13 protein-coding genes are annotated in these 16039 nt (G+C 70.1%); 8 read left to right on the top strand and 5 right to left on the bottom strand.

Annotation, left to right across the window (positions count from 1 at the left end; translation table 11 throughout):
* Positions 1–23 precede the first annotated feature (23 nt).
* The 3 genes from G6N60_RS26580 to G6N60_RS26570 all read right to left on the bottom strand — a co-directional run bounded on the left by G6N60_RS26580 (position 24) and on the right by G6N60_RS26570 (position 3151).
* The gene (locus G6N60_RS26580) at positions 24–1430 is read right to left on the bottom strand and encodes an aldehyde dehydrogenase family protein (RefSeq protein ID WP_163743026.1); all 1407 of its coding nucleotides are present in this window, start codon (positions 1428–1430) and stop codon (positions 24–26) included.
* A 67-nt stretch (positions 1431–1497) separates the two neighbouring features.
* On the bottom strand, positions 1498–2430 hold the full coding sequence (locus G6N60_RS26575; protein ID WP_163743024.1) for a class I SAM-dependent methyltransferase: 933 nt from the start codon (positions 2428–2430) through the stop codon (positions 1498–1500).
* An 85-nt stretch (positions 2431–2515) separates the two neighbouring features.
* On the bottom strand, positions 2516–3151 hold the full coding sequence (locus tag G6N60_RS26570) for a TetR/AcrR family transcriptional regulator (protein ID WP_179969748.1): 636 nt from the start codon (positions 3149–3151) through the stop codon (positions 2516–2518).
* Between the two features lie 186 nt (positions 3152–3337).
* Here G6N60_RS26570 and G6N60_RS26565 point away from each other — a divergent pair, with 186 nt between their 5' ends.
* Both G6N60_RS26565 and G6N60_RS26560 read left to right on the top strand, forming a co-directional pair.
* Complete coding sequence (locus tag G6N60_RS26565) at positions 3338–3901, top strand: TetR/AcrR family transcriptional regulator (RefSeq protein WP_163743020.1); 564 nt, start codon at positions 3338–3340, stop codon at positions 3899–3901.
* Between the two features lie 24 nt (positions 3902–3925).
* The gene (locus G6N60_RS26560) at positions 3926–6079 is read left to right on the top strand and encodes an FUSC family protein (RefSeq protein ID WP_163743018.1); all 2154 of its coding nucleotides are present in this window, start codon (positions 3926–3928) and stop codon (positions 6077–6079) included.
* On the opposite strand, the gene G6N60_RS26555 is transcribed toward G6N60_RS26560, so the two are convergent.
* Positions 6076–7065 (bottom strand): pirin family protein, encoded by a 990-nt coding sequence (locus tag G6N60_RS26555; RefSeq protein WP_163743016.1) that lies wholly within the window; start codon positions 7063–7065, stop codon positions 6076–6078. The two genes, G6N60_RS26560 and G6N60_RS26555, sit on opposite strands and share 4 nt — an antisense overlap.
* Before the next feature lie 129 nt (positions 7066–7194).
* Positions 7195–8955: a phosphoenolpyruvate--protein phosphotransferase gene (locus G6N60_RS26550; RefSeq protein ID WP_163743013.1), complete on the bottom strand. Its 1761-nt coding sequence runs from the start codon at positions 8953–8955 to the stop codon at positions 7195–7197.
* A gap of 42 nt (positions 8956–8997) precedes the next feature.
* Here G6N60_RS26550 and G6N60_RS26545 point away from each other — a divergent pair, with 42 nt between their 5' ends.
* From G6N60_RS26545 to eccE, 6 genes are all read left to right on the top strand, one after another.
* Positions 8998–9777, top strand: coding sequence for a DeoR/GlpR family DNA-binding transcription regulator (locus G6N60_RS26545; protein ID WP_163743011.1), 780 nt, complete (start codon positions 8998–9000; stop codon positions 9775–9777).
* Entirely contained in the window at positions 9774–10751 is a 978-nt protein-coding gene (locus tag G6N60_RS26540; RefSeq protein WP_163743009.1) for a 1-phosphofructokinase family hexose kinase, read from the top strand. The genes G6N60_RS26545 and G6N60_RS26540 overlap by 4 nt, the downstream gene beginning before the upstream one ends.
* A gap of 20 nt (positions 10752–10771) precedes the next feature.
* The gene (locus G6N60_RS26535; protein ID WP_163743007.1) at positions 10772–12775 is read left to right on the top strand and encodes a PTS fructose transporter subunit IIABC; all 2004 of its coding nucleotides are present in this window, start codon (positions 10772–10774) and stop codon (positions 12773–12775) included.
* A 31-nt stretch (positions 12776–12806) separates the two neighbouring features.
* Positions 12807–13064 carry an HPr family phosphocarrier protein gene (locus tag G6N60_RS26530; protein WP_163743005.1) on the top strand — a complete coding sequence of 86 codons (258 nt, stop codon included), beginning with the start codon at positions 12807–12809 and terminating at the stop codon, positions 13062–13064.
* Positions 13065–13258: 194 nt separating this feature from the next.
* Complete coding sequence (gene mycP, locus G6N60_RS26525; RefSeq protein WP_163743003.1) at positions 13259–14632, top strand: type VII secretion-associated serine protease mycosin; 1374 nt, start codon at positions 13259–13261, stop codon at positions 14630–14632.
* Complete coding sequence (eccE, locus tag G6N60_RS26520) at positions 14629–16038, top strand: type VII secretion protein EccE (protein ID WP_163743000.1); 1410 nt, start codon at positions 14629–14631, stop codon at positions 16036–16038. Before mycP ends, eccE begins: the two co-directional genes overlap by 4 nt.
* Position 16039: the final 1 nt, after the last annotated feature.

Raw genomic sequence — 16039 nt, 5'->3', positions numbered from 1 at the left:
ATGGGCGGTGAGGTGGAGCTGGGTCAGAAGAGCCTGCGGGCCAGCTTCCACGCCTTCTCTGTATACGGCGGGTAGATGATGGCGGTTAAGTCGGGTCGGGTCGGCTTGGTCAGCACCGACTTGCGGTGGCTGAACTCCTCGAAGCCGAATCTGCCGTGATAGGCACCCATCCCGGACGGTCCGACGCCGCCGAACGGCAGCTTCGTCGTCGAGAATTGGAACAGGAGGTGGTTGACGAGCATGCCGCCCGAGGACACCTCCTTGATGACCCGTTCCCGCACGCCCTTGCTCTTGGTGAACAGGTACGCCGCCAGCGGTTTGGGCCGGGCGTTCACGAAATCGATTGCCTCGTCCAGGGATTGGACCGTGACGATGGGCAGGATCGGACCGAAGATCTCGTCGGTCATCAGCGGTTCGTCGAGCGCCGGGTCGACGACGACGGTCGGATCGATCTCGACCGCAGCCGCATTCGAGCCGCCGCCGACGGCGACGGTGCCCTTGGTGGCCGCCAGCGCGGTGGTCAGCCGATCGAAGTGCCGCTCGTTGACGATGCGCTTGCCGGAGTTGCCCGCCTCGAAGGTGGCAACGGCCTCGCCGATCTTGGCGACGAGCTCGTCGCGCACGGTCGCGTCGGCGAGGACGTAGTCGGGGGCGATGCAGATCTGTCCGGAGTTGATGAGCTTGGTCCAGGCGATCCGCTTGGCGGCGACCGCGACGTCGGCGTCGGCGGCGACGATGACCGGGCTCTTGCCACCCAGCTCGAGGGTGACGGGGGTGAGGTGGGCCGCCGCGCTCTCGTACACCTTGCGGCCGATCTCCGTGCCGCCCGTGAAGCAGAGCCGGTCGAAGCCCTGCGCGATGAGTTCCTGGCTGACCGCGCCGTCACCCTCGACGACGGCGATCGCGTCCGGATCGAGGTAGCGCGGCACCAGTTCGGCCATCAGCGCCGACGAGGCGGGCGCCACCTCGGAGGGCTTGAGCAGGACGGCGTTGCCCGCCGCGATCGCCCCGACCGCGGGGCCGAGCGTGAGTGCGAACGGGAAGTTCCACGCGCCGATGATGAGCACCGTGCCGTTGGGCTCGTACTCGACCCAGCCGCGGCCGGGCAGCTGCGCGAACTCTAGCCACTGGTGTTTGCGCTTGGTCCACTTGCCGACGTTCTTCGCGGCGTCGGCCGCCTCTCCCGCGGTGCTAGCGATGTCGGCCAGCCACGCCTCGAACGGCTGGCGCCCGAGGTCCTTCTCGAGAGCGGCGGCGATCGCCGGCTCGTTGTCGACGAGCAGCCGCTCGAGGGCCTCCAATTGGCGCTTGCGCCACGCGACGTCACGGGTACGTCCGGTGCTGAAGGTCTTGCGCAGACGGGCGACGATCGCGGGGATGTCTGCGGCGGGGGCTGCCGAGCTGGGCGGAGCGGTGGCTTCTGTGGTCACGGGGAGTCCTTCCTGACCCGAGGAACAGAAACGACTCTAACCAACCACCCGGTTGGGGAACAGGGCTCTAGCCCCGCCGTCCCACGACGAACGTGGAGAAGGCGTCTTCGTCGGCCTCCTCGGTCAGCACCCAGCGGCCGAGCCGCTGCATCTCCGCCTGGGACGTGACGGCCGTCGCCGTCCAGCCGTGCTCGCCGAGCCAGACCGCCACGTCGGCCCGATCGGGGTCGTCGTACATGAGCTCCTGCACGTCGATCGCCTGCTGCATCTCGAACTTCGAGGCCAGCTGCTGGAAGCGTTCGCGCATCTGCGCGCGGCGCTCCTCGGAGTGCACGCCGACGGTTTCGGCGGCGACGCGGCTCCCCGGCGCGCTCAGCTCCGTGAGTCGCTCGAACAGCAGGTCCTGCGCGTCGGCCGGCAGGTACATCAGCAGACCCTCGGCGAGCCATGCCGTCGGCTGCGCGGCGTCGAACCCGGCCGTCCGCAGCGCGGCGGGCCAGTCCTCGCGCAGGTCGATGGGCACCTCGCGACGGATCGCCGACGGCTCGACCCCGTGCTCGGACAAGGTGGTCGCCTTGTAGTCCAGCACCTTGGGCTGGTCGATCTCGAAGACGGTGGTGCCGGCCGGCCACTGCAGTCGGTAGGCGCGCGAGTCCAGTCCCGACGCCAGGATGACGACTTGCCGGATGCCTGCGGCCGCGGCGTCGGCGAAGAACGCGTCGAAGAAGTGGGTCCGAACCGCCTGGTAGCTGCCCATGTGTTCGAAGATCGCGGCGGCCTCGCTGTCGGCCTCGGCGACCTTGGTGACGAAGTCGGCGTCGAGGAGGTACTCCCACACCCCCGTCCCGGCGTTTGCCACCAGGACTCTGGCGTAGGGATCGCTGATGAGCGGCTCGTCGCGCTCGGTCTCACCGGCTCGGGCGGCCGCCACCATCACGGCGGTGGTACCCACGCTGGTCGCGATGTCCCAGCTATCGTCCGGCGTGCGTAGGGAGCTCATGGAGGCCCATGCTACCCAGGAAGTTAGTCGGGCTACACGCTGGCGCTGCGGGGGCCGCCGATTGGGGCCGAAAGGGCGGCGCGAGTTACTCGGCGAGCTTCCACAGCTTGTTCGCCAGTAACAGCTCGAGCTTGTCGACGATGGTGCCGAGTTCGTCGTGCCCGGCGACGTATCCGGCGTAGAAGCCCATGCCCCACATCACGGCCACCAACATCTCCACCAGCGTCGGCACGTCGGTGTCGGTGGTGAGCTCACCGCTCTGGATGGACTCGGTGACGGCCCAGGTCACGAACGCCCTGGAGGTCTTCAAGGAATTGTGCTCGTCGCGGCTCAGCTCGGGATGGCGCTGCGACTCGAGTACCGACGTGACGAGGAAGGCAGCCGCCGACCGGTCCCGGGAATCGGCCTGCATGGTGGCCGAGAAGAACGCCGACAGCCGCTTCAATAGCGAAGTCTGCCCCTCGGCCTTGGCCATCCCCTCGGCCACGACCAGCTCATTGGTCTTCTCGACGACCTCGCCGTACAGAACGCGCTTGCTGGCGAAGTAGTGATTTATAGCCGGGCGGGTCAAGTCAGCACGTATGGCGATCGCCTGGAAAGTTGCTGCGTCGTACCCCAGTTCGCTAAATACCTCGCGGGCCGCACGAACGATCCGCTCCCGCGTCTCAGCAGCCTTCGCTGCGGGCGGGCGGCCAGGGCCTCTGGTTGCGGTGTACGGCACGGTCAAATTGTGCCACATGTCACCTGACCAGCTCGGCCATAATGGTTGCGGTGTCGATCAAAGTCGAAAACTAGCAAACCATCATCGCCGTCAATCGGGGTGTCGACCCGAAATCTTACGAATTGCCGACATAGCTGGGCGGCTCGCGAAGTGTGCGTCGGAACGGTTGGCAACTAGGGTTCTCGCATGGCGGGCGTCGCATCGAGGGAGTCGTACTTCGAGGCCGGCCTCGACGTGCTGTCCGACCTGGGCTACGGCGGTCTCAAGCTGGCGGTCGTGTGCCAGCGGCTCGGTGTGACGACCGGATCGTTCTACCACTACTTCCCCAGTTGGTCGGCCTACACGAAGGATCTGCTCGACCACTGGGTGCGCGAGCGCAGCGTCGGCGTGGCGTCGGCGTACTCCACGACCGACCCGCGCCGGCGCATCGACGCCCTCATCCAGAACGCGCTCGAGCTGCCCCACGGCGCCGAGTCCGCGATCCGGGTCTGGAGCGCCATCGACCCCGAGGTGCACGCCGTGCAGTCGACCGTGGACCGGCAGCGGTTCGACGTCCTCTTCGACGCCGCGCTGGAGATCCTCGAGCACAAACGCCAGGCGCAGGTGTTCGCGTCGTGGGCGATGTACCTGCTGATCGGGTACGAGCAGTCGACGATGCCCCGTGACCCCGACGATCTGAGATGGATTGCCGACCAGCTGTTGGACACGCTGGACTCCGGCCGCTTCGGATCGGTGCCCGACCCCGGCTGACCTCTCCGGGACTACGATCCGTGCATGCTGACCCCGGCTGGCCTGTGGCGCCGGGCGCTGGATCGGCTCGCCGCACGCGATCCCGAGCACGACGCGGTACGGCGGGCAATCCGGGCGGCCATCGTGCTGCCACTGGCGGCCGCCATCGGCTTTGCGGTCGGAAGTGGTTCGCAGACACCACTTTTCGCGATCTTCGGCTCGGTCGCCCTGCTCATCACCACCGACTTTCCCGGCAACCGATCGGCCCGCGCGCTGGCCTACGCGGGTCTGGGGTTCAACGGCTTCATCCTCATCACCCTTGGCACGCTGGTGGCGGCCATCCCGTGGGTGGCCGTGGTGACGGTGTTCGTCATCGGGGTGGCCGTGACGTTCTCCGGCGTGCTGAGCGAGATCGTCGCGGCGGGCCAACGCTCGACGCTGATGATCTTCGTGCTGCCCGCGTGCACGCCGGTCGGCCCCATCCCCGAACGGCTCCTCGGCTGGGCGATCGCGCTCGCGCTCGCCGTGCCCGCCGCGTTGTTCGTGCTGCCCCCACGTCATCACGACGATCTGCGCCGCCATGCCGCGCTGGCGTGCCAGACCCTGGCCGACCGCCTCGACGGGGAGGCGTCCGCCGACGACGTCACCTCGGCGATGGGTGCGCTGCGCGCCAACTTCCTCGGCGCCGACTTCCGGCCGGTCGGGCTGACCGCGGGCAGTCGTGCGCTGGTCCGCGTGGTCGACGACCTGCAGTGGCTGTCGGACCGCATCTCCGAGGGCTCCGGCGCCGTGCTCGCCGAGATGCGCGAGCCGGTCGTCCGCGTGCTCCGCGAGTCCGCCCGGGTGCTGGACGCCGATGGCGCCGACCGGGCCGCCCATCGCGAACGACTCACCGCGGCCCTCGCCGTGCAGAGGCTGATCGCCCAGAGCCGCTATCGCGACGACATCGTCGACATCCTCGCCGAGCCCAACGACGCCAACGCCGTCCGCGTGGGGCGAACGCTGCTGGCGCGCAGGACGATATCGGGCAGCGTCGGCACCACGGGCCGCATGATCGGCATCGCCGCCGCCGCGGACGCCCGGCCCGTCTGGGCGCGCGTGCTCGGCCGTCGGCTACCAAAGACAGGGGCCGCGGAGCGCTTGCTCTCGGAGTCCGAGGCACTCACGTCGCTGCCGGGCGGGTTCCTTGCGACCAGGGCCGTCGTCGTGCGCAACAGCCTGCGCACCGGTCTGGGCCTGGCACTCGCCGTCACCGTCACGCACGTCTTTCCCGTCCAGCACGGCTTCTGGGTGGTGCTCGGCGCGATGTCGGTGCTGCGCAGTAGCGCCGTCACCACCGGCACCCGCGTCGTCCGCGCGGTGGCGGGGACCACCCTCGGCTTCCTGATCGGCATCGTGTTCATCGAACTACTGGGCGTCGAGCCCGTCGTGCTGTGGATCGCGCTTCCCGTGGTCGCCTTCGGTGCGGCGTACGTGCCGGTGGTCGCCTCGTTCGCGGCGGGCCAGGCGATGTTCACGATGATGGTCCTCATCATCTTCAACACCATCAACCCCAGCGGCTGGCAGGTCGGTCTGATCAGGGTCGAGGACGTCGTGGTGGGCGCCGCGGTCGGCGTCGTGGTCTCATTGCTGCTGTGGCCGCGGGGCGCCGCGTCGATCGTGACCAGAACGGTCGACGCCGCCGTCGCCGTCGGTGGCGACTACCTGGTGGCGGCCGTCAAGCGCGTGACGCGGGGCGCGTCCGAAGCGGCCGACGACCGCGTGTACGCGCTCGGCCACGAGGCGATGTCGGTGACCAGAACGCTCGATGACGCTGTGCGTCATTATCTTTCGGAGAGTGGCGGCTCCACCGACCAGCGGGCGCCCGTCATCAGCGCCTCCAATCGCGCGGTCCGGGTGCGCTCGGTCGCCGAGTTGATCGCCGACGTCGCGCCGCCGCCGTTGACCGCCTACCCGCGCGTGCGGAACGTCCTGGAGAGGCACGCCAACGCGATCCGCGAACGGCTCGAGGGACGGCGTCCGGTGCACGAGCTCGGTCCGATCGCCGAGGACTTCGTGCTGGCGCTGCGCACCGAGGCCGGTGACGACGACCTCTCGATCAGGGCGGCCCTGCCGCTGGTCACCGTGGCGGCCAATCTCGGCGAACTGGAGCTGCTCTACCCCGAACCGATCCGGCCCGTCGCGCTGCAGGGCAGCTAGTCTCGACGCCCCGAGCGCCCCGAGGTGTGGGGCATCAGCGCATTCGGCGGGATGGTGCCGAACTTGCCGGCATTGAAGTCCTCGAGTGCCTCGATCAGCTCGGCCTTGGAGTTCATCACGAACGGGCCGTAGTGGAAGACGGGTTCACGAATCGGCTTGCCGCCCAACAGCAAGACCTCCAGCGCGGGCGTGCGGGAGTCCTGACTCGCACCGGCTGAGACGCTGATCCGGTCACCGGGCCCCAAAACGGCGAGCTGACCCTGGCTCACCGGTCGCCCGGTCGGGCCGACGGCACCGTGCCCGGCCAGCACGTACACCAGGGCGTTGAAGTCGCGGTTCCACGGCACGTCGAGGAGTGCACCCGGCTGAATCGTGGCGTGCGCCAGCGTGATTGGCGTGTACGTGGAGCCGGGTCCCCGATGGTCGCCAATGTCGCCGGCGATGATGCGGACGAGCGCACCGCCGTCGTCGGAGGCCACCAGTGCGACCTGACCGCCCTCGATCGCCTGGTAGCGCGGGTCGGCGAACTTGTCCTTGCGCGGCAGGTTGACCCACAGCTGAATGCCATGAAATGTGCCGCCGCTCTCGACGAGTTCGGCGGGGGGTGTCTCGATGTGCAGGATGCCCGCACCCGCCGTCATCCACTGCGTGGCGCCGTCGGTGATCAAGCCGCCGCCACCGTGCGAATCCTGGTGTGCGAAGCGGCCGTCGATCATGTACGTCACCGTCTCGAACCCGCGGTGCGGGTGCCAGTCGGTGCCCTTGGGCTGGCCCGGTTCGTACTCGACCTCGCCCATCTGGTCCATGTGGACGAAGGGATCGAGGGCCGCCGCGCTCACGCCGGCGAACGCCCGCACGACGGGAAACCCCTCGCCCTCGTAGCCGCGCGGGCCGGTGGTGATCGATCGCACCGGACGGGGGAGGTCGGTCGGGCCCGGGCCCACGATGCGGGGCAGGGTGAGGGTGTCGGCGGTGATGGCGGGCATGTGTGTCTCCTAGCGATAGGGATAGCCTACACAACCGGACTGCGGTCCGAATCATTCCGACCTTTGCGCGAGCAGACGCCAAAGTGCGCGACACGCCGGCGAGAGGGGCACATTCGCGTCTGCTCGCGGTCAGGACAGGACCGCGCTCGCCGCCGCGCGGGCGTCGGCAGCGGTCGCCGTCGCCAGCGCCGCGTCGGCCGCCTCTCGGCACTGCGCGAGCGTGACCTGGGCGAGCTTCGCCCCGACGCCGGACACCGCTGCCGCGGCCGCGGACAGGGACGAGACGCCGAGGCCCACCAGGACGCACGCGAGCTGCGGGTCGGCGGCAGCCTCACCGCACACCCCGACGGGTTTGCCCACCGCGACACCGGCCTTCGCCGCGATGGCCACCAGCGCAAGGACCGCGGGTTGCCACGGGTCGGTCAGCGTGGCCAGTTCGGCAGACATCCGGTCGGCGGCCATCGTGTACTGCGTCAGGTCGTTGGTTCCGATGGACAGGAAGTCGACGTGCTCGAGGATGCGGTCGGCGAGCAACGCCGCGGCCGGCACCTCGATCATCACGCCGGGGGTCAGTCCGTGCGAACGGGTCTCGTCGGCGAACGCCTTGGCCTCCGCAGGCGTGGCGATCATCGGTGCCATCACCCACGGCGCACTTCCCGTCGCGCGTGCCGCGGCGGCGATGCCCTCCAGCTGCCTGGTGAGGATGCCGGGGTTGCCGTCGGCGATCCGGATGCCGCGCACGCCGAGCGCGGGATTGGCCTCGTCGGGGTGGCCCACGAATTTCAACGGCTTGTCCGACCCGGCGTCGAGCGTCCGGATGACGACCTTGCGCCCGTCGAACGCGCCGAGCACCTCACCGTAGATCTCGGCCTGCTCGTCGACGGACGGCTCGGTGGAACGGTTGAGGAAGCACAGCTCGGTGCGGAAGAGTCCAACGCCCTCGGCGGGCGTCTGGCTCGCGGCCCGCGCCGCAGCCCCGTCCTGGACGTTCGCCAGGATTGCGACGGCGTGCCCGTCTGCGGTAGCTCCCGGACCGTGCCAGCTCCGGGCCAGCTCGGCCTGACCCCGCGCCAGTTCGACGGCACGGCGCGCGACGGCCTCGTCCGGTTCGACCGTCACGGTGCCGGACGAACCGTCGACCATCACCATCGTGCCCGCGGGCACCGCGTCGAGACCACCGACCGCGACGACGCACGGGATGCCGAGCTGGCGGGCGATGATCGCGGTGTGACTGGTCGGGCCGCCGAGCGTGGTGGCGAGCGCGACGACCAGTGCGGGATCCAGGCCGGCCGTGTCGACGGGAGCCAGGTCGTCGGCACACAGAATCGACGGCACCTCGGGTACCGGCACTCCGGGTTCGGGGAGCCCGTTCAGTTCGGCGATGACGCGGTCGCGGATGTCGCGCAGATCGGTCACGCGCTCGGCCATCAACCCGCCCAGCTGGGTGAACATGGTGACGAACTGGTCGACGGCGGCCGTCACCGCGCGCACCGCGGGATTGCCCTCACCGATGCGCTTCTCGGTCGCCGCGATCCAGGCGCGATCCTGCGCCAGCGTCGCCGTTGTCGCCAGCACCTCCGATGCGGCGCCCGAGGCGTGGGCGGCCCGGTCCCGCAGCCGTTCGGCCACAGCCGCCGCGGCCGTGGTGAACCGCGCCGCCTCACCCTGGCGGTTCGACTCGTCGACGGCAGCCGCCGCGGAACCGTCGTCGACGGTGGGGCGTGCGCCGGGGCGGATCACCGGCGCGTACTGCACACCGGCCACGGCCGGGATGCCCTGCAGGACGGTCTCCGTGGGGCGCAGTGACGTGGATGACGGTGTGGCACTCATGTGAACCAGGTTACAAGAATTCATTGACAAGTCAACACACTCAAGGGTAAAACCAACCATATCAACATTCCAAAACCACAAGACCAACACAGACGGAGAGCGATGTACGCCGAGGAGCGCCAGCAAGCGATCGCCGAGATGGTGATCAGCCGGGGCCGCGCCTCCGTCGCCGAGCTCGCGCAGGCCTACGACGTCACCACCGAAACGGTGCGCCGCGATCTGGCCGTCCTCGACAGGGCGGGCGTGCTCCGTCGCGTCCACGGCGGCGCCGTCCCCACCCGCGCCCTGCATCTGGTCGAGCCCGGTGTCGGTGAACGCGAGTCCACCCGCGCCGACTACAAGGACGCCATCGCCGAGGCCGCGGGGGAGTTCTTCCCGCTGACGGGCGCCAGCGTGCTGCTCGATGCGGGCACCACGACGGCGCGGATCGCCGGCCAGGTGCCGACCGACCGGGAGCTGGTGGTCGTCACCAACTCGGTACCGATCGCGGCTCGGCTGGCCGCCATGCCCACGGTCACGCTGCAACTTCTCGGCGGGCGGGTCAGGGGCGTCACGCAGGCCGCCGTCGGCGAGCAGGCGCTGCGCGTGCTCGACAACCTCCGCGTCGACATCGCCTTCATCGGCGCGAACGGCATCAGCGCCCGCCATGGGCTGTCCACCCCCGATAGCGAGGAAGCCGCGGTCAAGCGCGCGATGGTCGCGTGCGCGAACTACGTCGTCGTCGCGGCCGATTCGAGCAAGGTCGGCCGCGAGGACTTCGTCAGCTTCGCACCGATCTCCAGCGTCGACACCCTCATCACCGACGCCGAGATCTCCGAGGCGGACCGTCGCACCCTCACCGACGAAGGCGTCGAAGTCATCTCGACGGGAGCTCCCGCATGATCGTCACCGTCACGCCGAACCCCAGCATCGACAGAACGGTTGCCCTGGGTACCCCGCTGGTCCGCGGGGCCGTGCACCGCGTCACCTCCGCCACCGGTGAGCCAGGTGGCAAGGGCGTCAACGTCGCTCGGGCATTGGCGCTCGCCGGCGTCGACACCGTCGCCGTCCTCCCCGCGGGGGAGGCCGACCCCATGCTGGTGGCGCTGAGCGCGGCGGGCGTCGCCTACCGCACGGTGCCGTCCGGCGGGGCCGTGCGCACCAACCTCACGATCACCGAGGCCGACGGCACCACGACCAAGCTCAACGAACCCGGCGCTCCACTCGACGCGTCGGCGCTGCAGGCCCTCACCCGGACGGTGCTCGAGTACGCCGAAACCGCCTCGTGGATCGTCCTTTCCGGATCGCTGCCGCCCGGCGTGCCCGACCGTTGGTACGCCGACGTCGTCGCGCAATTGGCCACTGCGCCGTGTCGGGTGGCGGTCGACACCTCCGAGCGCCCGCTCGACGCGCTCGCGGCAGCGTTCGGCGACGCCGCACCCGACGTCATCAAACCCAACGCCGAGGAGCTCGCCGGTCTGGTCGGCGCATCGCCAGCCGAACTGGAAGTGGCTGCCGCCGAGGGTGATCCGACACCGGTGGTAGCGGCCGCGAGCCAACTCGTCGAACGCGGCATCAGGACCGTGCTCGTCACGCTCGGCGCCGCTGGTGCGGTACTCGTCGACCCGTCTGGCAGCTGGTGGGCCGCCCCGCCGCCCATCTCGCCGCGCAGCACCGTCGGCGCGGGCGACTCCGCGTTGGCGGGTTACCTCCGCGCCGCCGTCGGCGGGGCCGAGCCGCCGCGACGGCTGCAGATGGCGGTCGCCTACGGCAGCGCGGCGGCCGCGCTGCCCGGCTCCGCACTACCCGCGCCCTCGCAAATCGATCTGAATGCCGTTCGGGTGCATGCCATTACACCCGCACCCACCCGTCCGTAACCCACCAGAGGAAGAGAACCATGTCCATCATCACCACCGACCTCGTCGCCATCGACGTCGACGCAGGCGGCGACAAGGAGGCCGTGATCGGCCTGCTCGCCGCACGTCTCGCCGATGCCGGACGATCCTCCGACGGAGCCGGCCTCGTCGGCGCCGCGATGGCGCGCGAGGCGCAGTCCGCCACCGGACTTCCCGGCGGCATCGCCATCCCGCACTGCCGTTCGCCGTTCGTCGACCAGCCGACCATCGGGTTCGCCCGGCTGTCACCCCCCGTCGACTTCGGCGCGCCCGACGGTCCGGCCGATCTCGCGTTCCTGATCGCCGCGCCCGACTCCGGTGGCGCCGAGCACATGAAGCTGCTGTCGAGCCTCGCACGGGCGTTGGTGCGCAAGGACTTCGTCGCATCGCTGCGCAGCGCAGGCTCGGCCGCCGAGGTCGTCGACCTGGTCGAGAGCGTCGTCAATCCGGCTCCTGCTGCGGCGCCCGCGGCAGCCGCCGCGCCCCCGGCCCAGACCCGGACGATCGTCGCAATCACGGCCTGTCCCACGGGCATTGCGCACACCTACATGGCCGCGGACTCCCTGGTTGCCGCGGGCAAGAAGGCCGGTGTCGACCTGCAGGTCGAGACCCAGGGCTCCTCGGGTAGCACACCCCTGCCCGCCGAGACGATCGCCAAGGCCGCCGCCGTCATCTTCGCCACCGACGTCGGGGTCAAGGACCGCGGCCGGTTCGCGGGCAAGCCCGTCATCGCCTCCGGCGTCAAGCGTGCGATCAACGAACCCGACAAGATGGTCGCCGAAGCCCTTGCCGCCGCAGATGATCCGAACTCCGCGAAGGTCGAGGGCGCCGCCGGTGGAGCCGCGGCCGCGTCGGCTCCGTCCGCCTCGGGCGGCGTCGGCTGGGGCACCCGCACCCGGCAGATCCTGCTCACCGGCGTGAGCTACATGATCCCGTTCGTGGCCGCCGGCGGTCTGCTGATCGCCCTCGGCTTCCTGCTCGCCGGCTACGACATCGCCAACAAGCCCGACGGCGGGACGCAATCGCTGGGCAACATCATCGCCGCGGGCAACTCGCTGACGAACCTGCCCAGCGGCGGACTGTCCCAGTACCTCGGTGCCGTGCTCTTCACGCTCGGCGGCCTGGCGTTCTCGTTCCTCGTCCCGGCGCTCGCGGGCTACATCTCCTTCGCGATCGCCGATCGGCCAGGCATCGCACCGGGTTTCACCGCCGGTGCGGTGGCGGTCTTCGTCGGTGGCGGGTTCATCGGCGGCATCGTCGGCGGACTCATCGCGGGCTTCACCGCCTTGTGGATCAGCCGGATCGACGTCCCACGCTGGCTGCGGGGCCTGATGCCCGTCGTGATCATCCCGCTCGTCGCATCGCTGGTCGTCGGGTTGCTGATGTTCCTGCTGCTCGGCCGTCCGCTCGCCGCGATCACGTCCGGTCTGACGCATTGGCTCAGCGGATTGTCCGGCAGCTCGGTCATCTTCCTCGGAATCATCCTCGGCCTGATGATGTGCTTCGACCTCGGCGGGCCGGTCAACAAGGCGGCGTACGCCTTTGCGACCGCAGGCCTCAACGTCGCCGATCCGTCGTCGCTACGCATCATGGCCGCCGTGATGGCCGCGGGCATGGTCCCGCCGTTGGCGATGGCGCTGGCCTCCACCGTCCGACCCGGTCTCTTCACCGAGCCCGAGCGCGAGAATGGCCGCGCTGCATGGCTTCTCGGAGCCTCGTTCATCTCGGAGGGGGCGATACCGTTCGCGGCGGCCGACCCGCTGCGCGTCATCCCGTCGATGATGGCCGGTGGCGCGGTGACCGGTGCGCTGATCATGGCGTTCGACGTCACCCTCAAGGCACCCCACGGCGGGATCTTCGTCTTCTTCGCGATCGGCAACCTGATCTGGTTCCTCGTCGCCCTGGCCGCAGGCACCATCGTCGGTGCGGTCGCGGTCGTCGCCGCCAAGCAATTCGCCAAGACCAAGGCCGACGCGGATTCCACCCCCGAGCTCGTCGCCGCCTGACATCCCGTACACCACCACCAAAGGAGAGACCATGCCCGCCAAGACCGTCATCGTCGGTTCGTCGATCGGCCTGCACGCCCGACCCGCCGCCATCATCGCCGAGGCCGTCGTCAACGCCGGAGTGCCGGTGACCCTGTCCCTCGACGGCGGTGAGCCGGTCGACGCCGGTTCGGCGCTGATGATCATGACGCTGGGCGCCGAGAACGGCGCGCAGGTGACCGTCGCGTCGGACGACGAGTCGGCCCTCGACACCGTCGCCGGGCTCGTCCAGCAGGATCTCGACGCCTAAGTAGGGCCTCGGTAGGCACACGCGCACGCGAGCCGGGGGAGACGCTGACGGCGCCTCCCCCGCGCTGATTTTTGGTGCGCGGATGGCATGCGGGGCGCCCGTAGCATTGCCTGCGTGCACGAGGTCGAGGGCTCCACGTGAGGGAATGCGGCGGGCGCGCAACGAGATTGACGCGGCGCCCCGGTCCTCGGCACATGTCGGTGCCACGATCGGCTCGCTGCGGGCGTGCGCTCGCCCTGGCACTGGTCGTGCTATGCCTCGCGCTGCCGAGTGCTCCTCCCGGGTTTGCCGTCGAACCACCGGTCATCGATCGATCGGCGCTGCCACCCGATCACACGGGCCCGGATCAGCCGATGCAGTTCGGCGGTGGCTGCACCGCGCCGCTGAGCTTCCCCGGGGCGTCCTTCGCCGACCCGCCCTGGCCCAGTGAGTACCTGCGGATCGGCGACGCCCAGAAGTTCGCCACTGGGGCGGGCGTCACCGTCGCGGTCATCGACACCGGGGTGAACGGATCTGGCCGGGTACCCGCGCTGCCCGGAGGTGACTTCGTCGACGCGGCCGGTGACGGGATGTCCGACTGCGACGGTCACGGCACGCTGACCGCGTCGATCATCGCCGGTAGATCAGCACCGACCGATGCCTTCGTCGGGGTCGCGCCGGACGCGAGATTGCTGTCGTTGCGACAGACCTCGGATCACTTTCGATCCGTCGGTGCTCCGAGAGACCTCGATGACCCCAACGCGACGCCGACGGCCGGTTCGTTGCGCAGCCTCGCGAGGGCCGTCGTGCATGCCGCCAACCTGGGCGCCCAGGTCATCAACATCAGCGAGGCGGCCTGCTACAAGAGCACCAAGCCGATCGACGAGAGGAGTCTGGGCGCCGCCATCGAATATGCCGTCACTGCAAGGGGTTCGGTGATCGTCGTCGCCGCGGGCAACGCGGCGGGGGACTGCGGCCAGAACCCCCCGCCGGACGCATCGGCTCCGTTGGACCCGCGGGGCTGGCAGCGGGTGGAGACCGTCGTCTCGCCGGCCTGGTACTCGCCGCTGGTGCTCACCGTCGGCGGAATCGGGCAGACCGGTCAGCCGAGCAGCATCTCGATGTCCGGACCGTGGGTCGACGTCGCCGCACCCGCCGAGAGCGTCGTCGCGCTGGGCGGCGGCGGCAACCCGATGAACGCCCTGCAGGGCGAAGAGGGGCCGGTTCCGATGAACGGCACGTCGTTCGCCGCGGCCTACGTCTCGGGTCTGGCGGCGCTGCTGCGCCAACGCTTCCCCGGCCTGACGCCCGCACAGATCAGATATCGAATCACCGCGACGGCCCGACATCCCGGAGGCGGCACTAACGACGCCGTCGGCGCCGGGGTGATCGACCCCGTCGCCGCGTTGACGTGGGACGTCCCGCCCGGTCCCGCGACCGTGTCCTACGGGGTGCGACGGCTTCCGCCTCCGGTGGTCGTCACCCCGCCGGACCGCGGCCCGATCACGACGGTCGTCGTCATCGGCTCGAGCCTTGCCATCGCGCTCGCCGTCGCCGCGCTGGCCCGTCGCGCCCTGAGACGTCGATGACCGACCCTCGGCCGTCCTTCGGCGTCCGCGTCACGACGGGCCACCTCGCCTCGGCGGCCGCGGTACTCCCCGGGCTGGTGGTCGTCCTCGTCGACCGGCACCTGAGCTGGCTGGCGGTCACGTCGGTCGTAATCGGTTCATTGGCAATCACGTTCACGGTGCGTGGTCGACGCGCGACCGCCTGGATCGCGGCCGTCGTCGCCTGGCGGCGGCGCCGCGGTGAACCCCCGGCCGCGGCGTCGGAGCCCTCGATCGGCACGACGGTGCGGCCGGGTGACCGCGTCGCGGTGCGTTGGCAGGGGGACCGTCTCGTGGCCCTCGTCGAGCTCGTGGCGCGGCCGTTCACGCCAACGGTGATCGTCGCCGGCGCGGCGCGCACCGATGACGTGGTGAACACCGAGCTGGTGCAGCGCATCGTCGCGACCTTCTGCCCAGGCCTCGATGCCGACGTCGTGTCTGCCGGGTATCGGGTCGGTCGGGTTGCGCCGCCAGGCCTCGTCGCGCTCTACGAACAGGTGGTCGGTCCGGCACCGGCCCCCGCCCACCGCCGCACCTGGATCGTGGTGCGCGCCCATCCCGACGAAGCGCGCAGATGGGCGCTGCGGCGCGACACCGGTGTGGCCGGGGTGGCCCGCTATCTGGTCGCGTCGGCGACCCGGCTCGCCGACCACCTGGCGAGCTCGGGGGTCGATGCGCGGTGTGCCGACGGTTTCGAGGAATTCGACCGTGCCACCGGCATCGACTTCCACCGCGAGGCATGGTCGTACGTGAGGGGACGGGGATCGTTCACGACCGCATACACCGCCGCGGGAGGACCCGACGCGTGGTGGTCGGCACGGTCGGATCACGTCGTGACGAGGGTGCGGATCCGTGCGGGGCAGGCGCCCAGGGCGACGGTACTGCTCACCACGTCCACCAGTCCGTCCACGCCACAGGGGTTTTCGTGTCTGCACGGCGGGCAACGAGCCGCGCTGAGTGGGGACTGTCCCACGGCCGGCCGCCACTTCGAACTTCCGATCGGATCGGCGGGCGTCCTGGTGGGCGAGACGGCCAACCGGTGCCCGGTCTACCTACCGTTCGACGACGTCGACTCGTGCATCGAACTCGGGGACGATGCGCGGCTGTTCACCCAGTTCGTGGTGAGGTCGGCTGCCGCAGGCGCCGTCGTAACCCTCGGCCCGCAGTTCGCCGACTTCGCCGGCTCCATCAACGCCCGGATCGGCACCGACCCATCGATCGCGTGGCCCCGGTCGACCACGTACCTCGGGACGCGTCCGGACATCAGTCGAGTGACGTTGCGGGACGGCCACATCGAGACCCCACGTCATCGGCGGCTGCCGATCCGGTTGGTCACTCCGCGCGAAGAGAGCCGCTACCAGATGACACTCGCACACGCGGAGCCATAGG

The sequence above is a fragment of the Mycolicibacterium madagascariense genome, assembly GCF_010729665.1.
Taxonomy (GTDB): domain Bacteria; phylum Actinomycetota; class Actinomycetes; order Mycobacteriales; family Mycobacteriaceae; genus Mycobacterium; species Mycobacterium madagascariense.
The sequence above is the reverse complement of the archived record's forward strand: the minus strand, read 5'-3'. Positions and strand labels throughout refer to the sequence as shown.